Annotated in this window: 13 protein-coding genes and 1 pseudogene; 6 read left to right on the top strand and 8 right to left on the bottom strand. The window is 67.8% G+C overall.

The window, feature by feature from the left end:
* A partial coding sequence (locus ON21_RS34205) for an ABC transporter ATP-binding protein (protein ID WP_245562855.1) occupies positions 1 to 816 on the top strand: 816 nt, incomplete at its 5' end.
* On the top strand, positions 813 to 1,544 hold the full coding sequence (locus tag ON21_RS34210; protein WP_039805071.1) for an ABC transporter ATP-binding protein: 732 nt from the start codon (positions 813 to 815) through the stop codon (positions 1,542 to 1,544). The genes ON21_RS34205 and ON21_RS34210, both read left to right, overlap by 4 nt.
* A 64-nt stretch (positions 1,545 to 1,608) precedes the next feature.
* On the opposite strand, the gene ON21_RS34215 is transcribed toward ON21_RS34210, so the two are convergent.
* The gene (locus tag ON21_RS34215; protein WP_039805073.1) at positions 1,609 to 2,124 is read right to left on the bottom strand and encodes a nuclear transport factor 2 family protein; all 516 of its coding nucleotides are present in this window, start codon (positions 2,122 to 2,124) and stop codon (positions 1,609 to 1,611) included.
* Positions 2,125 to 2,275: 151 nt separating this feature from the next.
* Between ON21_RS34215 and ON21_RS34220 the strand changes: the two genes are divergently transcribed.
* Positions 2,276 to 3,973 carry a 3-ketosteroid-delta-1-dehydrogenase gene (locus ON21_RS34220; protein WP_039805217.1) on the top strand — a complete coding sequence of 566 codons (1,698 nt, stop codon included), beginning with the start codon at positions 2,276 to 2,278 and terminating at the stop codon, positions 3,971 to 3,973.
* Positions 3,974 to 4,298: 325 nt separating this feature from the next.
* Here the strand turns inward: ON21_RS34220 and ON21_RS34225 are convergent.
* The 3 genes and pseudogenes from ON21_RS34225 to ON21_RS34235 form a co-directional block, all read right to left on the bottom strand.
* Positions 4,299 to 5,107: pseudogene (locus ON21_RS34225) on the bottom strand (SDR family NAD(P)-dependent oxidoreductase).
* A 457-nt stretch (positions 5,108 to 5,564) separates the two neighbouring features.
* On the bottom strand, positions 5,565 to 5,846 hold the full coding sequence (locus ON21_RS34230) for a hypothetical protein (RefSeq protein WP_039805074.1): 282 nt from the start codon (positions 5,844 to 5,846) through the stop codon (positions 5,565 to 5,567).
* Positions 5,846 to 7,015, bottom strand: coding sequence for a 3-ketosteroid-9-alpha-monooxygenase, oxygenase component (locus tag ON21_RS34235; protein ID WP_039805218.1), 1,170 nt, complete (start codon positions 7,013 to 7,015; stop codon positions 5,846 to 5,848). Before ON21_RS34235 ends, ON21_RS34230 begins: the two co-directional genes overlap by 1 nt.
* A gap of 120 nt (positions 7,016 to 7,135) precedes the next feature.
* On the opposite strand from ON21_RS34235, the gene ON21_RS34240 reads away from it, so the two are divergent.
* Together ON21_RS34240 and ON21_RS34245 are read left to right on the top strand one after the other, a co-directional pair.
* Complete coding sequence (locus tag ON21_RS34240; protein ID WP_086006528.1) at positions 7,136 to 7,462, top strand: thioesterase family protein; 327 nt, start codon at positions 7,136 to 7,138, stop codon at positions 7,460 to 7,462.
* Positions 7,463 to 7,666: 204 nt separating this feature from the next.
* Entirely contained in the window at positions 7,667 to 9,190 is a 1,524-nt protein-coding gene (locus tag ON21_RS34245; RefSeq protein ID WP_039805076.1) for an FAD-binding oxidoreductase, read from the top strand.
* A gap of 1,169 nt (positions 9,191 to 10,359) precedes the next feature.
* Here the strand turns inward: ON21_RS34245 and ON21_RS34255 are convergent.
* Both ON21_RS34255 and ON21_RS34260 read right to left on the bottom strand, forming a co-directional pair.
* Positions 10,360 to 11,022: a response regulator gene (locus ON21_RS34255; protein ID WP_039805079.1), complete on the bottom strand. Its 663-nt coding sequence runs from the start codon at positions 11,020 to 11,022 to the stop codon at positions 10,360 to 10,362.
* Entirely contained in the window at positions 11,019 to 12,119 is a 1,101-nt protein-coding gene (locus ON21_RS34260) for a sensor histidine kinase (RefSeq protein ID WP_039805081.1), read from the bottom strand. Before ON21_RS34260 ends, ON21_RS34255 begins: the two co-directional genes overlap by 4 nt.
* A 216-nt stretch (positions 12,120 to 12,335) precedes the next feature.
* Between ON21_RS34260 and ON21_RS34265 the strand changes: the two genes are divergently transcribed.
* Complete coding sequence (locus ON21_RS34265) at positions 12,336 to 12,761, top strand: DUF6223 family protein (protein WP_039805082.1); 426 nt, start codon at positions 12,336 to 12,338, stop codon at positions 12,759 to 12,761.
* Between the two features lie 19 nt (positions 12,762 to 12,780).
* Here ON21_RS34265 and ON21_RS39520 read toward each other — a convergent pair whose 3' ends face one another.
* A complete protein-coding gene (locus ON21_RS39520; RefSeq protein ID WP_039805084.1) occupies positions 12,781 to 13,956 on the bottom strand; it encodes a hypothetical protein in 1,176 nt (391 codons plus the stop codon).
* Between the two features lie 45 nt (positions 13,957 to 14,001).
* On the bottom strand, positions 14,002 to 15,129 hold the full coding sequence (locus ON21_RS34275; RefSeq protein ID WP_039805086.1) for an NADH:flavin oxidoreductase: 1,128 nt from the start codon (positions 15,127 to 15,129) through the stop codon (positions 14,002 to 14,004).
* Positions 15,130 to 15,236: the final 107 nt, after the last annotated feature.

A 15,236-nucleotide genomic window follows, 5' to 3' on the forward strand; every position in this document is an offset into this window, starting at 1 on the left:
GCCACGGCGCGGGCGGTCCCCGATCGGGACGAGCCGATCCTGTCGGTGCGCGACGTCGGCGTCACCTATGGGGCGGTGCAGGCAGCCACCGCCGTCACCTTCGACGTGCGGCCGGGCGAGATCGTCGGGCTCATCGGCCCCAACGGTGCGGGCAAGACGACGGTCATCGACGCGGTCACCGGTTTCGCCGCTGCGACCGGGACGGTGTCCCTGGCGGGCACTCCGCTGGCCGGGCGCCCACCACACGCGCGCAGCCGGGCCGGACTTGGCCGCACTTTCCAGGACGTCGAGCTGTACGACGATCTGACGGTCGCCGAGAACGTTCGGGTAGGTGCGGCGCGCTCGCGATCCGAACAACCGGTCGAGCAGCGGGTCTCCCGCACGCTGGCCGTCTTCGGCATCGGCGAGCTCGCCGGACGGGAGGCCGGGCTGTTGTCACAGGGGCAGCGTCAGCTGGTGTCCATGGCGCGGGTCCTCGCCGCCGAACCCGCGGTCGCCCTGCTGGACGAACCCGCGGCCGGCCTGGACAACGCCGAGAGCCGGTGGCTGGGCGAGAAATTGCGCGCCGTCGCCGCCGACGGCACCGGAATCCTGCTGGTCGATCACGACATGGAGCTGGTGCTCACGGTGTGTGACCGAGTCATCGTGCTGGACCTGGGCGCCGTCATCGCCACCGGGACACCCGAGGAGATCCGCTCCCATCCCGAGGTGCTGCGGGCCTACCTCGGCGTGCCGGCCGACGCCGTCGACCTCGACCACGAAGCGGTCCCGGCGTTGCACGCCCGCCCGCTCACCACCCAGGAGGCCCCGCTGTGACCACGCTGGAATGCCGCGGTGTGACCGCAGGCTATCTGAAGGAACGCCCGTGCGTGCGCGAGGTCGACCTGACGCTCGAGCAGGGCGAGATCACCTGCCTGCTCGGCCCGAACGGCGCCGGTAAGACAACTCTGCTGGAGACGCTGGCCGGGCTGCTCCCGCATACCGGCGGCGAGGTCAGGGTCAGCGGCCGGAACGTGCACAGCGGCCGCCCGCGCGACGCGGTACGGGCGGGAATGGTGCTGGTGCCCGACGATCGGGCCTTGTTCCGCCAGCTGAGCGCCCGGCAGAACCTTCTGCTGGCGATCACCGAGCGGTCGCGGCGACGCACCGGGCTGCGCCAAGTGCTGGAGTACTTCCCCGCGCTGGAGAAGCGGCTGCCGGTGGCCGCCGGGCGCCTCTCCGGCGGCGAGCAGCAGATGCTGGCCATCGCCCGGGCCATTCTGCAACGGCCCGCGGTGCTGCTCATCGATGAGCTGAGCATGGGCTTGGCCCCGGTCATCGTCAGCGAAATCCTGGATGTGCTGAAGCAGCTCGCCGACACCGAGGGCACCAGCGTGCTGCTGGTGGAACAGCACGTGCACTTGGCGCTCGGCGTCGCCGACAGGGCTGTCGTCCTGGTGCACGGACGGATTGCCGACCAGGGCAGCGCGGCGGAGCTACGCGACGACCCCGGCCGGGTCGAACGCGCTTACCTCGGCGCCGACGCGGCGGTGAGCGCGCACTGACGCCGGAACGACAGGCGAGCCACCGCGTAATGCGGTGGCTCGCTGTCGTTGTGGCAGGAACAGGTCAGGAGGCGGCAGCCGCAGCGGCCTGCGGCTTACACCACTCGAGTTCGCCCTCGCTCAAGGTGCCCAGTTCCATGGCGCGCTGGATCCACTTCGGGACCAGTTCGACGAACTCGGCCGGGTTGTAGATGTCCTCCTCTTTGGAGAACTTCCCGTCACCGGCGTAGGTGAGGATGCTGATGTTGTCCGCGCCCATCCGCGAGCCGTCGCCCGGATCACGCATCAGGTTGTTCAGCTTCACCACGATCACACCGTTGACCTCATCGATCAGGTGCCAGTAGTCCGGGAACGATGTCATCGCCGCGCCGGGGAACGTCGCCAGCGTCGGCTCGACCCACGCCCAGATGGCATCGCGGCCCTTCAGCACGCCGACCATTTGCTCGTGGTACTCGGCGTCGGCGGTGAACAGCTCGACGAATTCACGCCAGCTGCCTTCGCCCGCGGCGGCGCGGGCAACGGTCGAATGCCACGTGCGGTAAGCCTTTTCCAGTTCTTCTCTGCTCCAGGTGTTGCTCATGCCCGGACGCTAGACAACTGCTTATCCGCACGGCGGCGGCGGTTTCCAGTGAGCGGGATCTCCCGCTGAATGGAAAGTCGAGCGGGTCCCTGCGGGCATCGAACTTACCGTGAGGCGTTCCAGCCGATCTCTGAGAGTGGAGTTCTCGATCATGGCGAAGAAGCCGATGCCCCCGCTCACCATCGCCAGCGATACGACTGTCGATCTTCTCGTCGTGGGGTCTGGTACCGGCATGGCCGCCGCGCTCACCGCGCACGAATCCGGACTGTCCGCTCTCATCGTGGAGAAGACCGCCTACGTCGGTGGCTCCACCGCACGCTCCGGCGGTGCCTTCTGGATCCCCGGAAGCTCGATCCTGCCCGACAACGGGCCTGCCGCGCTGGCCGAGGCGCGGACGTACATCGAAGCGGTAGTGGGGGATTCCGCCCCTGCTGAGCGCGGCGAGGCGTTCCTCGAGTCCGGACCGTCGACGGTCGCGATGCTGGAGCGCACGACACCGATGCGTTTCTTCTGGGCGCGGGGCTACTCCGATTACCACCCGGAGGAGCCCGGCGGCCGGGCTGAGGGCCGCACCTGCGAGTGCCGCCCGTTCGACGCCTCGGTGCTGGGCGCGGAGCGGCCGCGGCTGCGGGCGGGCGTGATGAAGGCATCGTTCCCGATGCCGGTGACCGGCATCGACTACAAATGGATGAACCTGGTCGCGCGCAAACCGCTCAAGGCGTTTTCCCGCATCCTGCGCCGGGCGTCGTTGGGTATCGGCGGCATGCTGATCGGTCGTGAGTACGTGGCAGGAGGGCAGGCGCTCGCGGCGGGCCTTTTCGCGGGCGTGCTGCGGGCGGGTATTCCGGTGTGGACCGAGACGAGCCTGGTACGCCTGATCCAGGACGGCGATCGAGTGACCGGTGCGGTGCTGAGTCAAGGCGGTAAGGAGATCACCGTGACCGCGCGGAGCGGCGTGGTTCTCGCCGCTGGCGGGTTCGACCATGACATGGTTGCCCGGCACAAGTTCCAGTCGCCCGAGCTCGAGGACGATGCCAGCCTCGGCTCCGAGGGCAACACCGGTGATGCCATCGTCGCCGCGCAGGAGCTCGGCGCTGCCATCGCGCTGATGGACCAGGCGTGGTGGTTCCCCGCCTTCGCGGCACTGCCAGGCGCCGCTCCGCAGGTCATGCTCGCCGAACGCTCCTTGCCGGGCTCGTTCGTCATCGATCAGACGGGCCGCCGTTTCATCAACGAGGCGACCGACTACATGTCCTTCGGTCAGGCGCTGCTGGAGCGGGAGCGGCGCGGCGACCCGGCCGAGCAGATGTGGCTGGTGTTCGACCAGCGGTACCGCAACAGCTACATCATGGCAGGCCGCGCATTCCCGAAGCAGCCGTTGCCGGAGTCCTGGTACGAGGCCGGAATCGCCTACCGGGCCGACGATCCCGCCGCACTGGCCCGAGCGATCGGTGTGCCCGAGGCGGCCCTCACCGAGACGTTCCGCGAGATCAACCGGTACGCCGAGAGCGGTACCGATCCGGATTTCGCGCGCGGTGAGAGCGCCTACGACCGCTACTACGGCGACCCGACGGTTTCCCCGAACCCGAATTTGGCGCCGCTGGACACCGCGCCGTTCTACGCGGTGAAGATGGTCCTCAGCGACCTCGGTACCTGCGGTGGCGTAGTGGCCGACCGGAATGCGCGGGTACTGCGCGAGGACGGCAGTGTCATCGAGGGCCTGTACGCCATCGGCAACACCGCCGCGAACGCTTTCGGCGCAACCTATCCCGGCGCAGGCGCCACCATCGGCCAAGGCCTCGTCTATGGCTATATCGCTGCGCGGCACGCGGCGGAACAGGTGCGTTGACGACCCGCGCCGTCGATCGGCCACTCCGAACGACGGCGCTCGGCCGGAGACTCGTTGCGGAGGCCGCCAGCCGACGGCCCCGATGGTCAATCGGTGTCACCGGTGATCACGCGCGCGGCGTCTGCCTCGGCTCCAGCAGGATTCGGCTGGGCGACGTGGAGCCCCATCGATACGTTGCTGGTCCCTGAGAGGTCGGACGTTTCTTGGTGGCGCAACCGCCGAATTCGAGTCCCATGCCGCAGTGCTGAGCCATCGTTCCGGCTGTCTTCGCAGCCTCGAGCAATGGCTCAGCCGCGCGGCCTCGACCGCCGGAGAGCTACCAGGGTCACACGTGCGTGCCGCCGTCGACGCGCACCTCCGTTCCGGTGATGAAGTAGGCATCGGGGGAGCCGAGCATCGCCACGACCGCGGCGACGGAGTCGGGTCCGGCGAAGACGGCACCGCCGGGAAGCGGCAGCGTCGGCGTGATCTTGGTGAACAGTTTGAAGTCGGCGTCGGCGGGCAGGCCGGGCCCGATGCTCTGTTTGGCCTCGCCGGTGCCGTCGGTCATTCCGGAGGAGATCGACCCCGGCTGCACGCTGTTGAACCGGATGCCCTCGGCACTGAACTCCAGCGCCAACGCGTGCGTCATCGCCTGGATACCGGCCTTCGACGCGGCGTACGCGGACACTGTAGGGATGCGCGAACACCGCCGACGGTGGAGCTGAAGTTGACCACCGCCGGGCCGGTGCCGGGTCGCAGCGCGGGGATCGACTCCCGGGTCACCAGGAAGGTGCCGACCAGGTTGATCCGCAATATTTGCTCGAACTCGGCCAGAGTGGTCTGCTCGAAGTGCGCGGAGCGCAATACCCCCGCCGCGTTGACCAGCGTGTCCAGTCCGCCGAGCCACCGGATCGCGTCGGTGACGCCTGCGCGCACGGACTCTTCCTCGCTGATGTCCACGACGACGGTGTGCAGGCGTTCGCCGGCGTCCCCGGCCTTGGCGACGGTGTCGCGCAGACCGGCCGCACTGATGTCCGCGGCCACCACTCGACCTCCCTCGGCGAGAATGCGCAGCACACTGGCCTGGCCGATGCCGGAACCGCCGCCGGTGACGAGGACACGGCGGCCGGTGTAGCGCTGAAGCTGGGACATGCGAGTTTCTCCTGTTTCGGTGAGCGGCGGTGCCGACCGGACCGGACGGCCCGACCGTTGAGAGTGGCGCGCCGCACGGGTCCATCGGCCGACGCGTCCCGCTGAGTGGACAGCGTCCGCGCAGTCGGCTACGCAGCAGCATTCTGCGGGCCCTCACCTGGTGTCTCGATGAGCGGAACGGGCCGGTCCGGGCAGTAGTGCGGCTGCCTAGCATCGGCGCACCCGGTGACGCCGCTGTCACTTGGGACGACGGGAGGCGTGACCGATGAGCTGGGTCGATTCCGCGGTGCAGTGGGACGAACGATGCGACGTGCTGGTGATCGGCTCGGGCGGCGGCGCGCTGACCGGCGCCCGCGAAGGTCTGCGCGTCACGGTGATCGAAGCCAAGAGCCGGAACCCGCGTCACGCGGGTTCCGGCTCCGGTGTGTGCAGTACAGGCGACCTGTCGGCTACCGGATCAGCTAGGGGCGGTCCGTGCTTCCGGCTCCGCGGGAATCCGGAGTTCTCCGCAGGTCGCCGCCGCTGCGATGGCATCGCGCAGCCGGCCGCAGCCCGGTAGCGAGGGGCCATTGCCCACCGCGTCCCGGAGCTCGGGGCAGCGGGCGGCCGCGTCGGCGTTCCACTGCACGCTGGTCTGCTGCCAGCTGGCCTTGCGAACGAGCACGCCTGCGCCGCAGTGCTCGCACCGCACCGGCGCCATCGGCACCTCGTTCAGCCGTTCGTCGATGCGCGGCGGCATCAGGCCGAAGCCTCGGCGGAGCCGGTCGGGGCGGCCAGATCGGCGCGCGCGGCGAGATTGGCGCGGATCTCGGCCTGCCATGCCTCCACCGGCCGGGTGGTGTCCAGTTCGAACTCGAAGCGGTCCACCATTTCCGGGGTCACATCGGCGGCGTCGACGTAGAACTGCTCGTACCAGCGGCGCAACTGGTAGACCGGGCCGTCCTCCTCGCACAGCAGCGGATTGTCGATGCGGGCCTTGTTCTTCCAGATCACCACGTCCTGCTCGAACCCGACCTTCACCCAGTCGCCCAGGGCGATCGCCGTCGCCATCGCGTGCTCCTCAGGCAGGTTCTGCGACTTCTTGACGATGATGCCGTACTGCAGCACGAACGAGTTGGCATCGATCGGGTAGTGGCAGTTGAGCAGGACCGTGTGATGATCGCCCTGCTCGTAGTGGTATGTCAGGTCGTCGATCATGAAGGACGGCCCGTAGTACGACGCGACCGACGAAGTTCCCAGCAGCGTGGGAGCGCCTTCGGGGCCGGGCAAGTCCTCGCGCGCCCCGCTCTTGAAGTATTGCGTGGCGATGTGGCCCTCGAACACATTCTTGAAATAGGTCGGCAGCGAACCGTGGATGTAGAAGAAGTGCGCCATGTCCACGACGTTGTCGATGATCTCCCGGCAGTTGGTGTTCACGACGGTGCGGTACCAGTGCCAGTCGGTCCACTCGTCGCTGGTCGCGCCGTCGATCCGGGGAATGGCGACATCCGGGGTGGGCTTCTTGCCCTCCGGGTCGTTCCACACGAACAGCATTCCGTCTTGCTCGAGCGCGTGCCAGGTCCGCGTCCGGGCCAGCGGCGGCACCCGGCGGCCGTAGGGGATCTCCTTGCAGCGGCCGTCACCGCCCCAGCGCCAGTCGTGGAAGGGGCAGGCGACGGCATCGCCCTTGACGGTGCCCTGACTGAGGTCGCCGCCCATGTGCCTGCAGTAGGCGTCGAGCACGTTGAGCGTGCCGTTCTCGCCGCGGAAAACCACGAGCTTGGTGCCGAAAGCCTCGATGGCGTGCGGTTTGCCGTCGGCGAAATCGCGGATCAGTCCGAGGCAGTGCCAGCCGCGCGCGAAACGCGACGGCGCCGCTGCTGCTTCGATACTGCGGACTTCCTGCGATTGCTGCTGAACCGGATTCATGTCCACCCTCCTGGGATGAGAGAACGCAAGCGAGCTTGTTGGGCCGCGATGCACGGCCGCTTGCGCTGCGAACTCGTTCTAGCAGTCGGGGTGTGGCCGATCGGGGAGTGATTTCACTCACTGGGACGGTGGCGCCTCGGGCTGTTCACGGCCGAACACCACTTGGCCTACTACAGTGAACTGCGCGAGGGCGACTCCTTCTCGGTACACGCGCGGGTGCTGGATCGCAGCGACAAGGCCGTGCACATGATGACCTTCCTCCTCGACCGGGAGCGGGACAGATTGTCCAACACCCTGGAGATCCTGCTCGTCCATGTCGACCTCGAGCAGCGACGTGCGACGCCGTTGCCGCGCGACATCGCGACCGCCCTCGACGGTTTCCTCGCGATGTCGGCCGCACTCGGCTGGGATGCTCCGACCTGTGGGGCGATGCGCATCCGGCGGTGACGGCGGACAGCCGGCCGAGAGGGCGGGTCAGAGGTCCGACTTCGTTCGGGTGTCGTCATCGTCCTCGATTGGCGTGTCGGGACGCACCGCCACGTCATCCCGTTACGGTGCGGAGGTCGACCACAAAGGACTGCCTGGCGGCTGGCGGGTAGGAGTTCCCTGGCAGCCGGGCACTGGCGTAGCCCGATTGAGAGGATCTGAACCTTGAGCGATCTTTCTCGCCGTGACCTGCTCAGGACGTCGGCGGCCGCCGGCGTCGGAGCAGTCGTTGTCTCGGGCCTCACGGCCGCAGACACGCCGGATATCGCGGACGCAAGCGCCGCGGGGAGCGTGGCCGCGGACCACCCGAGTGAAAGCCCTGGATGTCCGCCCGCGACCCTGACCGGCCACATCGTCCGCCCGGGTGACGCGTCGTACACGGATGCGCGACTCGGCTGGGATCAGCTCTTTTCTCACTATCCGCTGGTCATCGCCTTCGCGCAGGAAACCAAGGACGTGGTGAACGCGCTGACGTGGGCGCGGCAGCACAACATCGCGCTGCGGGTGCGCAGCGGCCGCCACGCCCTGGAAGGCTGGTCGAACGTCGACAACGGCATCGTCATCGACGTCAGCCGGCTGAAATCGGTCCAGATCGACCCCGGTGCTCGGATCGTGACGGTCGGCGCCGGGCTGAACCAGTTGGAAGCGGTGACCACGCTCGCGAAGCAGAACTTCGCGGTCACCACCGGAAGCGAGGGCAGCGTAAGCCTGTGCGGTGCGACGCTCGGCGGTGGCCTCGGACCCCTCAACCGCTGGCTCGGCATGGCTTGCGACAGTCTGGTGGCGGCCGAGGTCGTCGTCCCGTCGGGTGACGACTGCGCCAAGGTGATCAACGCGGATTCACAGCACCATTCGGACCTGCTCTGGGCGCTTCGCGGGGCGGGAAACGGCAACTTCGGGATCGTCACACAGCTCACCTACAAGGTGTATCCGCTAGAGCAACTCGCCTATGTGCAGGCGACATGGGATGGACTCGGGGACCTTTACGGGGTCTTCGAAGCATGGCAGCGTACGGTACCGTCCGCTGACAGCCGTCTGGGATCCGAGCTCGAGATCCACAAGTCCCAGATCCTGCTGTCCGCGTGGCTTGTGGAGGGGGCGGCGGCGCAGGCCGGAGAGATGCTGGCTCCGATCCTGTCGGTGGGCACGCCCGATGTCACCGTGCAGGTCGGTAACTGGGGCGACATCTTCGCCGGAGCCCAGGTCCCGCCGACGCAAGAGCCCGCGAACTGGAAGTTCTTCTCGCAGTTCGTCAAAGCGCCGTTCCCGAAGGAGGCCATCGACATCATCGGCGACTTCATGCGAAACGCTCCCACGGAGGAGAGCAACTACTTCGTCGATGCCTTCGGCGGGGCGATCAAGAGCGAGCCCTCCGGCGGCACGGCGTTCGCGCATCGCGACGCGCTCTTCTACGGCGAGATCGGCGCAGCCTGGGGGACTCGTTCACCACAACCAGGCGTCGGCGACCCGCTGACCTCGCAAGCCCAGGCCTGGACCGCTGAGTTCAGCCAGGCGCTGCGGCCCTACGTGGAAGGCGCCTACGTCAATGTGCCGAACGTCGGAATGCAAGAGTGGCAGACCGCCTACTGGGGGAGCCGGGGCTTCGAGCGGCTGCGCAGGATCAAGGCGGAGTACGACCCCCACAACGTCTTCCAATACGAACAGAGCATCCCGCCCGCGTCGCACTGATGGACAGGTCGCCGCTGCTCCCGAACCCCGGCCGGCCGTCGGCGGCCCGGAGGTCTCCGGCACGTCATCGCGAGCCTCCGGCTCCCTGCCGAACGTCGACAAGTCGCCGCGCGATCGAGTCGCCATGTTCCAGTTGCCGCGAAGGTGAGCAGTCGGAGAGTTTTACTGAGATCCGATTGTGACGGTGGCGCTCTTGGTACCTGGGGATTGCGACCACCAGTAGTAGTATGTATTACCGCTGGTGACATTGATCGTCCCGGAGCCGTAAGCATCGAACGTTCCAGAGGGCCGGGCAAGTAATCTGGCCCGAAACCTCGTACTTCTGTGAGCCTTCCGGCACCCCCTTCACGGAGACGGTGGACGCCGTATCCGGTATCGAGACGGTCTTTCCTGCGATCTTGGTCGTCAACTGTGAGACGCACTGGTTCGAGTCGCCTCGGTACTGCAAATTGATCGTCGCCGGCTGATCGCCGTACCCGCCGTATGCGGTGGACGTCGGTGGGGCCGTCGTGGGCTGCTGGGGCGGCGGCGTGGACTTCGTACCGACATAGATGCCAATAATCGCCCCGACGGCGGTGATAACCGCCGCAATACCGGTGAGGATACCGGGGACTGACGTCCAAAAGCTTTGTTTCGGTTCCTTCGGCGCCGGAGTCATGTTTCCCATGTCGCCTCTTTCGGTGGAGACCACTGGTTGCTGTGCCATTGATGACATCTACCGGGGGAAGTCTGTCTCTTCCGCCTCGCTTCGGTACATCCCGATTTTCGGTGTCGTCGCTGTTCAAACAAACGATCAGGTGGTACTCGCTCACGGTCACTGTTACCCCCGCAAATCGCGCATAAACCGTGGGGTTGTCAGCCCTCTGCCCGGTTACATCCATCACTCGAGGCGGACCGTGTCAGCGCGGCCTCGACGAGATCGCTCCCGTCCGCCGGGCTCCTCCCAGCCCGCTGCACCTGCAACCCGGGCTCCACTATGGGTGGTCGTATCGCCGGAACCGGCCCAGAAGCACTCGGCCCGACTACGTCGAGGCACGACCACGGCCGGGGGATCTCACCGCCGCCATGCTCTCTCGGCCGAACCGCGCCGCCGCCCTTTCTCACCTTGCCCTACCGCAACGGCGCGGTCGTGGGGGTGAACACCGAATCCATTGGGGCGCAGGTGATAGTCAGAAGTCCTGTGGTGCTATCAGGCCGGATTCGTATGCGAGGACGACGAGTTGGGCGCGGTCGCGGGCGTGGAGCTTGGTCATGGCTCGATTGATGTGGGTTTTGGCGGTCAGCGGGCTGATGACCATCCGGTCGGCGATTTCGTCGTTGGACATGCCGTGCGCGACCAGGAGTACGGCCTCACGTTCACGGGTGGTCAGCTCCTTCAGCCCCGTGCGGGTGCCGGGGTTCGGTGGCTGGGAAACATAGCGGTTGATCAGGCGCCGCGTGATCGAGGGTGCGAGCAGCGCGTCACCGCGGGCGGCGACGCGCACCGAGTGCAGGAAGTCTTCCGGGCGGATGTCTTTGACGAGGAATCCCGCCGCGCCGGCCCGTAGCGCGTCGAAGACGTATTCGTCCAAGCCGTAGTTGGTCAGGATGACTACGTGCACTCCGGCCAGAGTGGGGTCGGCGGCGATGCGCCGGGTTGCCTCGATGCCGTCGAGGACGGGCATCTGAACGTCGATGAGCGCCACATCGGGCAGGTGTTGTCCGGCCAGCGCCAGGGCCTCACTCCCGTCGGCGGCCTCGGCCACCACCTCGATATCGTTCTCGAGATCGAGCAGCGCACGGAACCCGCTGCGTATGAGCGGTTGATCGTCGGCCAGCAGGACACGAATCATGTCGGCTCCACAGGAAGTTCGGCCAGCACGGTGAAACCGCCCGCACTGCGCGGTGCCGCCCGCAGGCGACCGCCGAGGGCGGTGACGCGCTCGCGCATACCGAGCAGCCCGACCCCGTCCCCAGGCGCGGCGTGCGTCGTGGCCTTGCCGTCGTCATCGACTTCGATGATCAGGGCGTCGGGACGGTAGTCGATTCGGACCGATGCTGTCGCAGCGGAGGCGTGCCGGACGATGTTGGTCAGCGACTCCTGAACGATCCGGTAGACGGTTCGGTCCACGGCCGCCGGCAAGTGTTGCCGCTGACCCTCGATCGTCAAGGTGGCGTCCACACCAGCTGTGCGGGCGCGGTCCACGAGTTCCTGGACGTGGTCTATTCCGTGTCTGGAGGCGGTGCCGTCCTCGCGCAGCGCCTCCAGGGTCGCTCGAAGTTCTCGGGCCGCTTCCCGTCCGGCGTCACGGATCGCCAGCAGCGCGTCCGGTACCTCTTCGCGTCGCTTGTGGGCCACGTGGACGGCGGCTTCGGACTGCACTTTGATGACCGAAATCTGGTGCGTGAGTGAGTCATGGAGTTCGCGTGCGATGTGCAGGCGCTCCTCGTCGGCGCGGAGGCGTGCGGTTTGCTCCCGGGTGCGTTCAGCCTCATCGGCTCGCCGCTCGGCTTGCCGCAGCGCTTCGCCTGCCGCGCCGGCGGCGATCAACCAGGCGATCTCGAGCGCGCCCCGGGCCCGCGCCAAGGCCGCGGCCGTATCGTGCAGGGAGGCCGATACCGCGAGCGGGAGGGCGGCGAGCATGGCCACCGACGCCACCACCGTAATCGTTCGATGCCCGGCCCGCACCGCGGCGTAGACCGCGAAGACGAACGCCACCGCGGGCACGTCGAATCCGATGGCTTGGTACCCCAGCGCGCACAGCCCGGTCACGAGCAGCACGGCGATCGGCATCCTCCGCCGCGCGGCCAAAGCCAAACCGCTACCTGTCGACAATGTGTAGGCCAGTGGAGTGAGATCGGTGGTGTGCTGTGCCGACAGGCCTGCGACGAGCACGACGGCCGCGACCCCGACGCTGATCGCCCAGTCTCCGATCCGCACGCTGCTCATGCACGCAACCCTAGCCCGAGCTTCACACCGGCAACTCCTGCTCGCGGATGATCACCGAATACCGCGCCCGCGGTAGGTTCGCGGCCCGCTACGACATTCGCAGCAGTCGGCTACGGTCTCGGTGGCAGCACGAATTGTCCACGCCCGCAAGATGTTTTGCGCCGCGTGCGACAGAGATGATGGAGCCGGTCCAGTCGGTTTGCGAAGGAGTACCCCATGCCCATCCGTCATCTGCCTGCCGCGATAGCGGCCGCGCTGCTCGGAGGTCTCGCGATCGCCGCACCGGCGGCCGCGACCGCATCGACCCAACCCCTCGCCGTCGCTACGGGTATGACTTCTGGGCGACTCGGGCCGACCCTGACCGCGTTGGTCGGACTGGCCGCCGTGGTGCTCGGCGGGCGCGCTCTGGCTCGTTCCGGTGAGCACCCCCGCGACGGCGGTCGGGGAGCCGTGGCGGCGCTGGTGTCGGGCCTGCTCAGCTCGGTCGTAGGTGGACTGTTCGCAGCCACCGCCGACGGCGGCCCCGGCACCGGTAACGGGATAGTCGGGTCCTGGGTGGCCATGGCGCTCGGGCTGGCCGCCATGGTCCTGGGCGGGCTCACCGTGGCCCGCTCCCGGCGGGAGCGGGCTGCTGGGCAGTAGGTCGCGTCTGCCCGATTGTTCACCCGATTCCGAATTCCGCTCTGAGCGCGGCGAACAGCGCGTCCACCTCGGGGCCGAAGACCAATCCGGTGGCGTACAGGGTCGTCATCGCGGCATCGAGAGCGTCGGGTTGGTTCGCGTCGATGATGGTGGGCAGCGCGAAGGACGGGCGGTGGATCGGGCCCAGATCGAAGGGGTTCGCCGCCGCACCGGTCGAGCCCAGGACCATCGTTGCTTCGATGGTGCCGACGTGCTCGTCGTCCGGCGGGCCGAAATCCTCGTCGTGCAGCCGGTTCATGGCCCCTTCCGCGTCGTCGAACGGGGGCGGTAGCGGTCGGCCCTCCCGCAGCGCCGCCAAGGCGGGCCGCACCCACGGCCGGTCGGTGAGCCCGGCTTTCGTGCAGGCTTGGGCCGCCGACCAGCGGGCCAGTCGCCGCAACTCGGGATCACCCATCGCGGCGACGGCCTCGGCGATCGCGCGGTCATGGCGTGCCAGCTCTTCCGCGCCCGGGCAATCTTCGAGCCGGGATATGGGGTCCCCACCCCAGCGCCGCCGCTGGAAAGCGGCCGCTTGCTCTTGCAGTTCGTCGATGTGCAGGCGATGAGAGCCTTTGTCGTCGACTACGACGACCCATTCCTCCGCGTCATCGACCGACGCGGTGACGTCGTGCAGCGGGACATTCTCGGGCACACCGTATCCGGGCATGTCCCACTGCACAGCTGGTAGCGGTTCACTGCCGTCGTCCGGCCAGAGCCGGATACGCCACACATCGCCGGGTTCGGTCGTCCCGGGCCAACCGTAGTCGACGAATCCGCGGCCGCTGATCTCGATCAGATACTCGCCCTCGGGAACCGGGCAGTCGACCGCGCCGTCGGTCGGCGACGACAGGCACAGCGTGCCCTCCGGTCCGACTCGCAACCTCGTCTCACACACCTGCTGCCACTCGGCACGATCGCCGGGCGGCCGCTCATCCCACACCTGAATCGTCACCGGCATATGGAAGTTGTTCTGGTGCGGGCTCAACACCACCACCGCCAGCCCGTCGGAGGCGAACGGATGCGCCGCCAGCGCGCGGTCGAGGAGTTCGAGTTCCTCGACCGGACTGTCGACGCCGCCGTCGATGCGGAACTGCCCGTAGTCCATGAACAGATGCACCGTTTCCTCGCTGACCGGTTGCCGCGACCCACTGCTCATCGCGTCATCCTGGCACGCGCGACCCGCCGCGGCCGAGGCGACGTCCTAACTCAGCGTCTTCAGTGCCGCCGCGTCGTACGGCTTCAGTTCATCGATCCGCCCCGCCAGGACCTTGGAGGCCCACTCCGGGTCCTGGAGCAGGGCGCGACCGACGGCGACCAGGTCGAACTCTTCGCGCTCCAGGCGATCGAGGAGGTTGTCGATGCTGCCGAGTTCGGCGCCCTGGCCCGTGAACGCACGGAGGAAGTCGCCGTCGAGGCCGACCGAGCCGACGGTGATGGTGGGCTTGCCGGTGAGCTTCTTGGTCCAGCCCGCCAGGTTCAGGTCCGAACCCTCGAACTCGGGTCGCCAGTAGCGCCGGGTGGAGGCGTGGAAGGCGTCTACGCCTGCCGCGGCGAGCGGAGCCAGGATCGCCTCGAGCTCCTGCGGGGTCTCGGCGAGCCGCGCGTCGTAGGCCTCCTGCTTCCACTGCGAGTAGCGGAAGATCACCGGGAAGTCGGGCGAGACGGCGGCACGAACCGCGGCCACGACCTCGGCGGCGAACTTCGTACGGGCCACGGTGTCGCCGCCGTAGGCGTCGTTACGGCGGTTGGTCCGTTCCCACAGGAACTGGTCGAGGAGATAGCCGTGCGCGCCGTGCAGTTCGACACCATCGAAGCCGATGCGCTCGGCGTCCGCCGCGGCCTCGGCGAAGGCGCCGATGACGTCGTCGAGGTCACCCTGGGTCATCGCCTTACCGATGCCCTCGGTGCCGTCGACGCGAATACCGGAGGGGCCGACGGCGGGCGCGTCGGGGTAGGGCGCGTCGCCCTGGTTGCGGACCATGCCGATGTGCCACAGCTGCGGCATGATCGTGCCGCCTGCCGCGTGTACGTCCTCGGCGACCTTCGCCCACCCCGCCAACTGCTCTTCACCGTGGAACCGTGGCACACGATCACTCTGTCCGGCGGACTCGTGGCCGACGTAGGTGCCCTCGGTGATGATCAGGCCCACGCCGGCGGCGGCGCGGCGAGCGTAGTACGACCGCACATCGTCACCGGGAACGCCGCCGGGGGAGAACATGCGCGTCATCGGCGCCATCACGATGCGGTTCGGGACGGCCAGGCCGTTCAGCGCGACGGGCCGGGACAGGATCTCGGCTGTGCGAGACGCGTCGGACGCGGTGACGATCACTGGCTACTCCTCGTTGGTACTACTTCGATGCTTGAGAACTTCAAGCAATGACCCCACGCTAGGGGTAAATATTTGAGATAGTCAAGTTTCTGCGGATAGGCTGGCTG

The sequence above is a fragment of the Nocardia araoensis NBRC 100135 genome, assembly GCF_000308435.1.
Taxonomy (GTDB): Bacteria; Actinomycetota; Actinomycetes; order Mycobacteriales; family Mycobacteriaceae; genus Nocardia; species Nocardia araoensis.

Bases quoted from the DNA above. Each gene is read 5' to 3' on its own strand.
- ON21_RS34215 (WP_039805073.1), bottom strand. From the start codon at position 2,124: ATGAGCAACACCTGGAGCAGAGAAGAACTGGAAAAGGCTTACCGCACG.
- ON21_RS34220 (WP_039805217.1), top strand. From the start codon at position 2,276: ATGGCGAAGAAGCCGATGCCCCCGCTCACCATCGCCAGCGATACGACT.
- ON21_RS34230 (WP_039805074.1), bottom strand. From the start codon at position 5,846: ATGCCGCCGCGCATCGACGAACGGCTGAACGAGGTGCCGATGGCGCCG.
- ON21_RS34235 (WP_039805218.1), bottom strand. From the start codon at position 7,015: ATGAATCCGGTTCAGCAGCAATCGCAGGAAGTCCGCAGTATCGAAGCA.
- ON21_RS34255 (WP_039805079.1), bottom strand. From the start codon at position 11,022: ATGATTCGTGTCCTGCTGGCCGACGATCAACCGCTCATACGCAGCGGG.
- ON21_RS34260 (WP_039805081.1), bottom strand. From the start codon at position 12,119: ATGAGCAGCGTGCGGATCGGAGACTGGGCGATCAGCGTCGGGGTCGCG.
- ON21_RS34265 (WP_039805082.1), top strand. From the start codon at position 12,336: ATGCCCATCCGTCATCTGCCTGCCGCGATAGCGGCCGCGCTGCTCGGA.
- ON21_RS39520 (WP_039805084.1), bottom strand. From the start codon at position 13,956: ATGAGCAGTGGGTCGCGGCAACCGGTCAGCGAGGAAACGGTGCATCTG.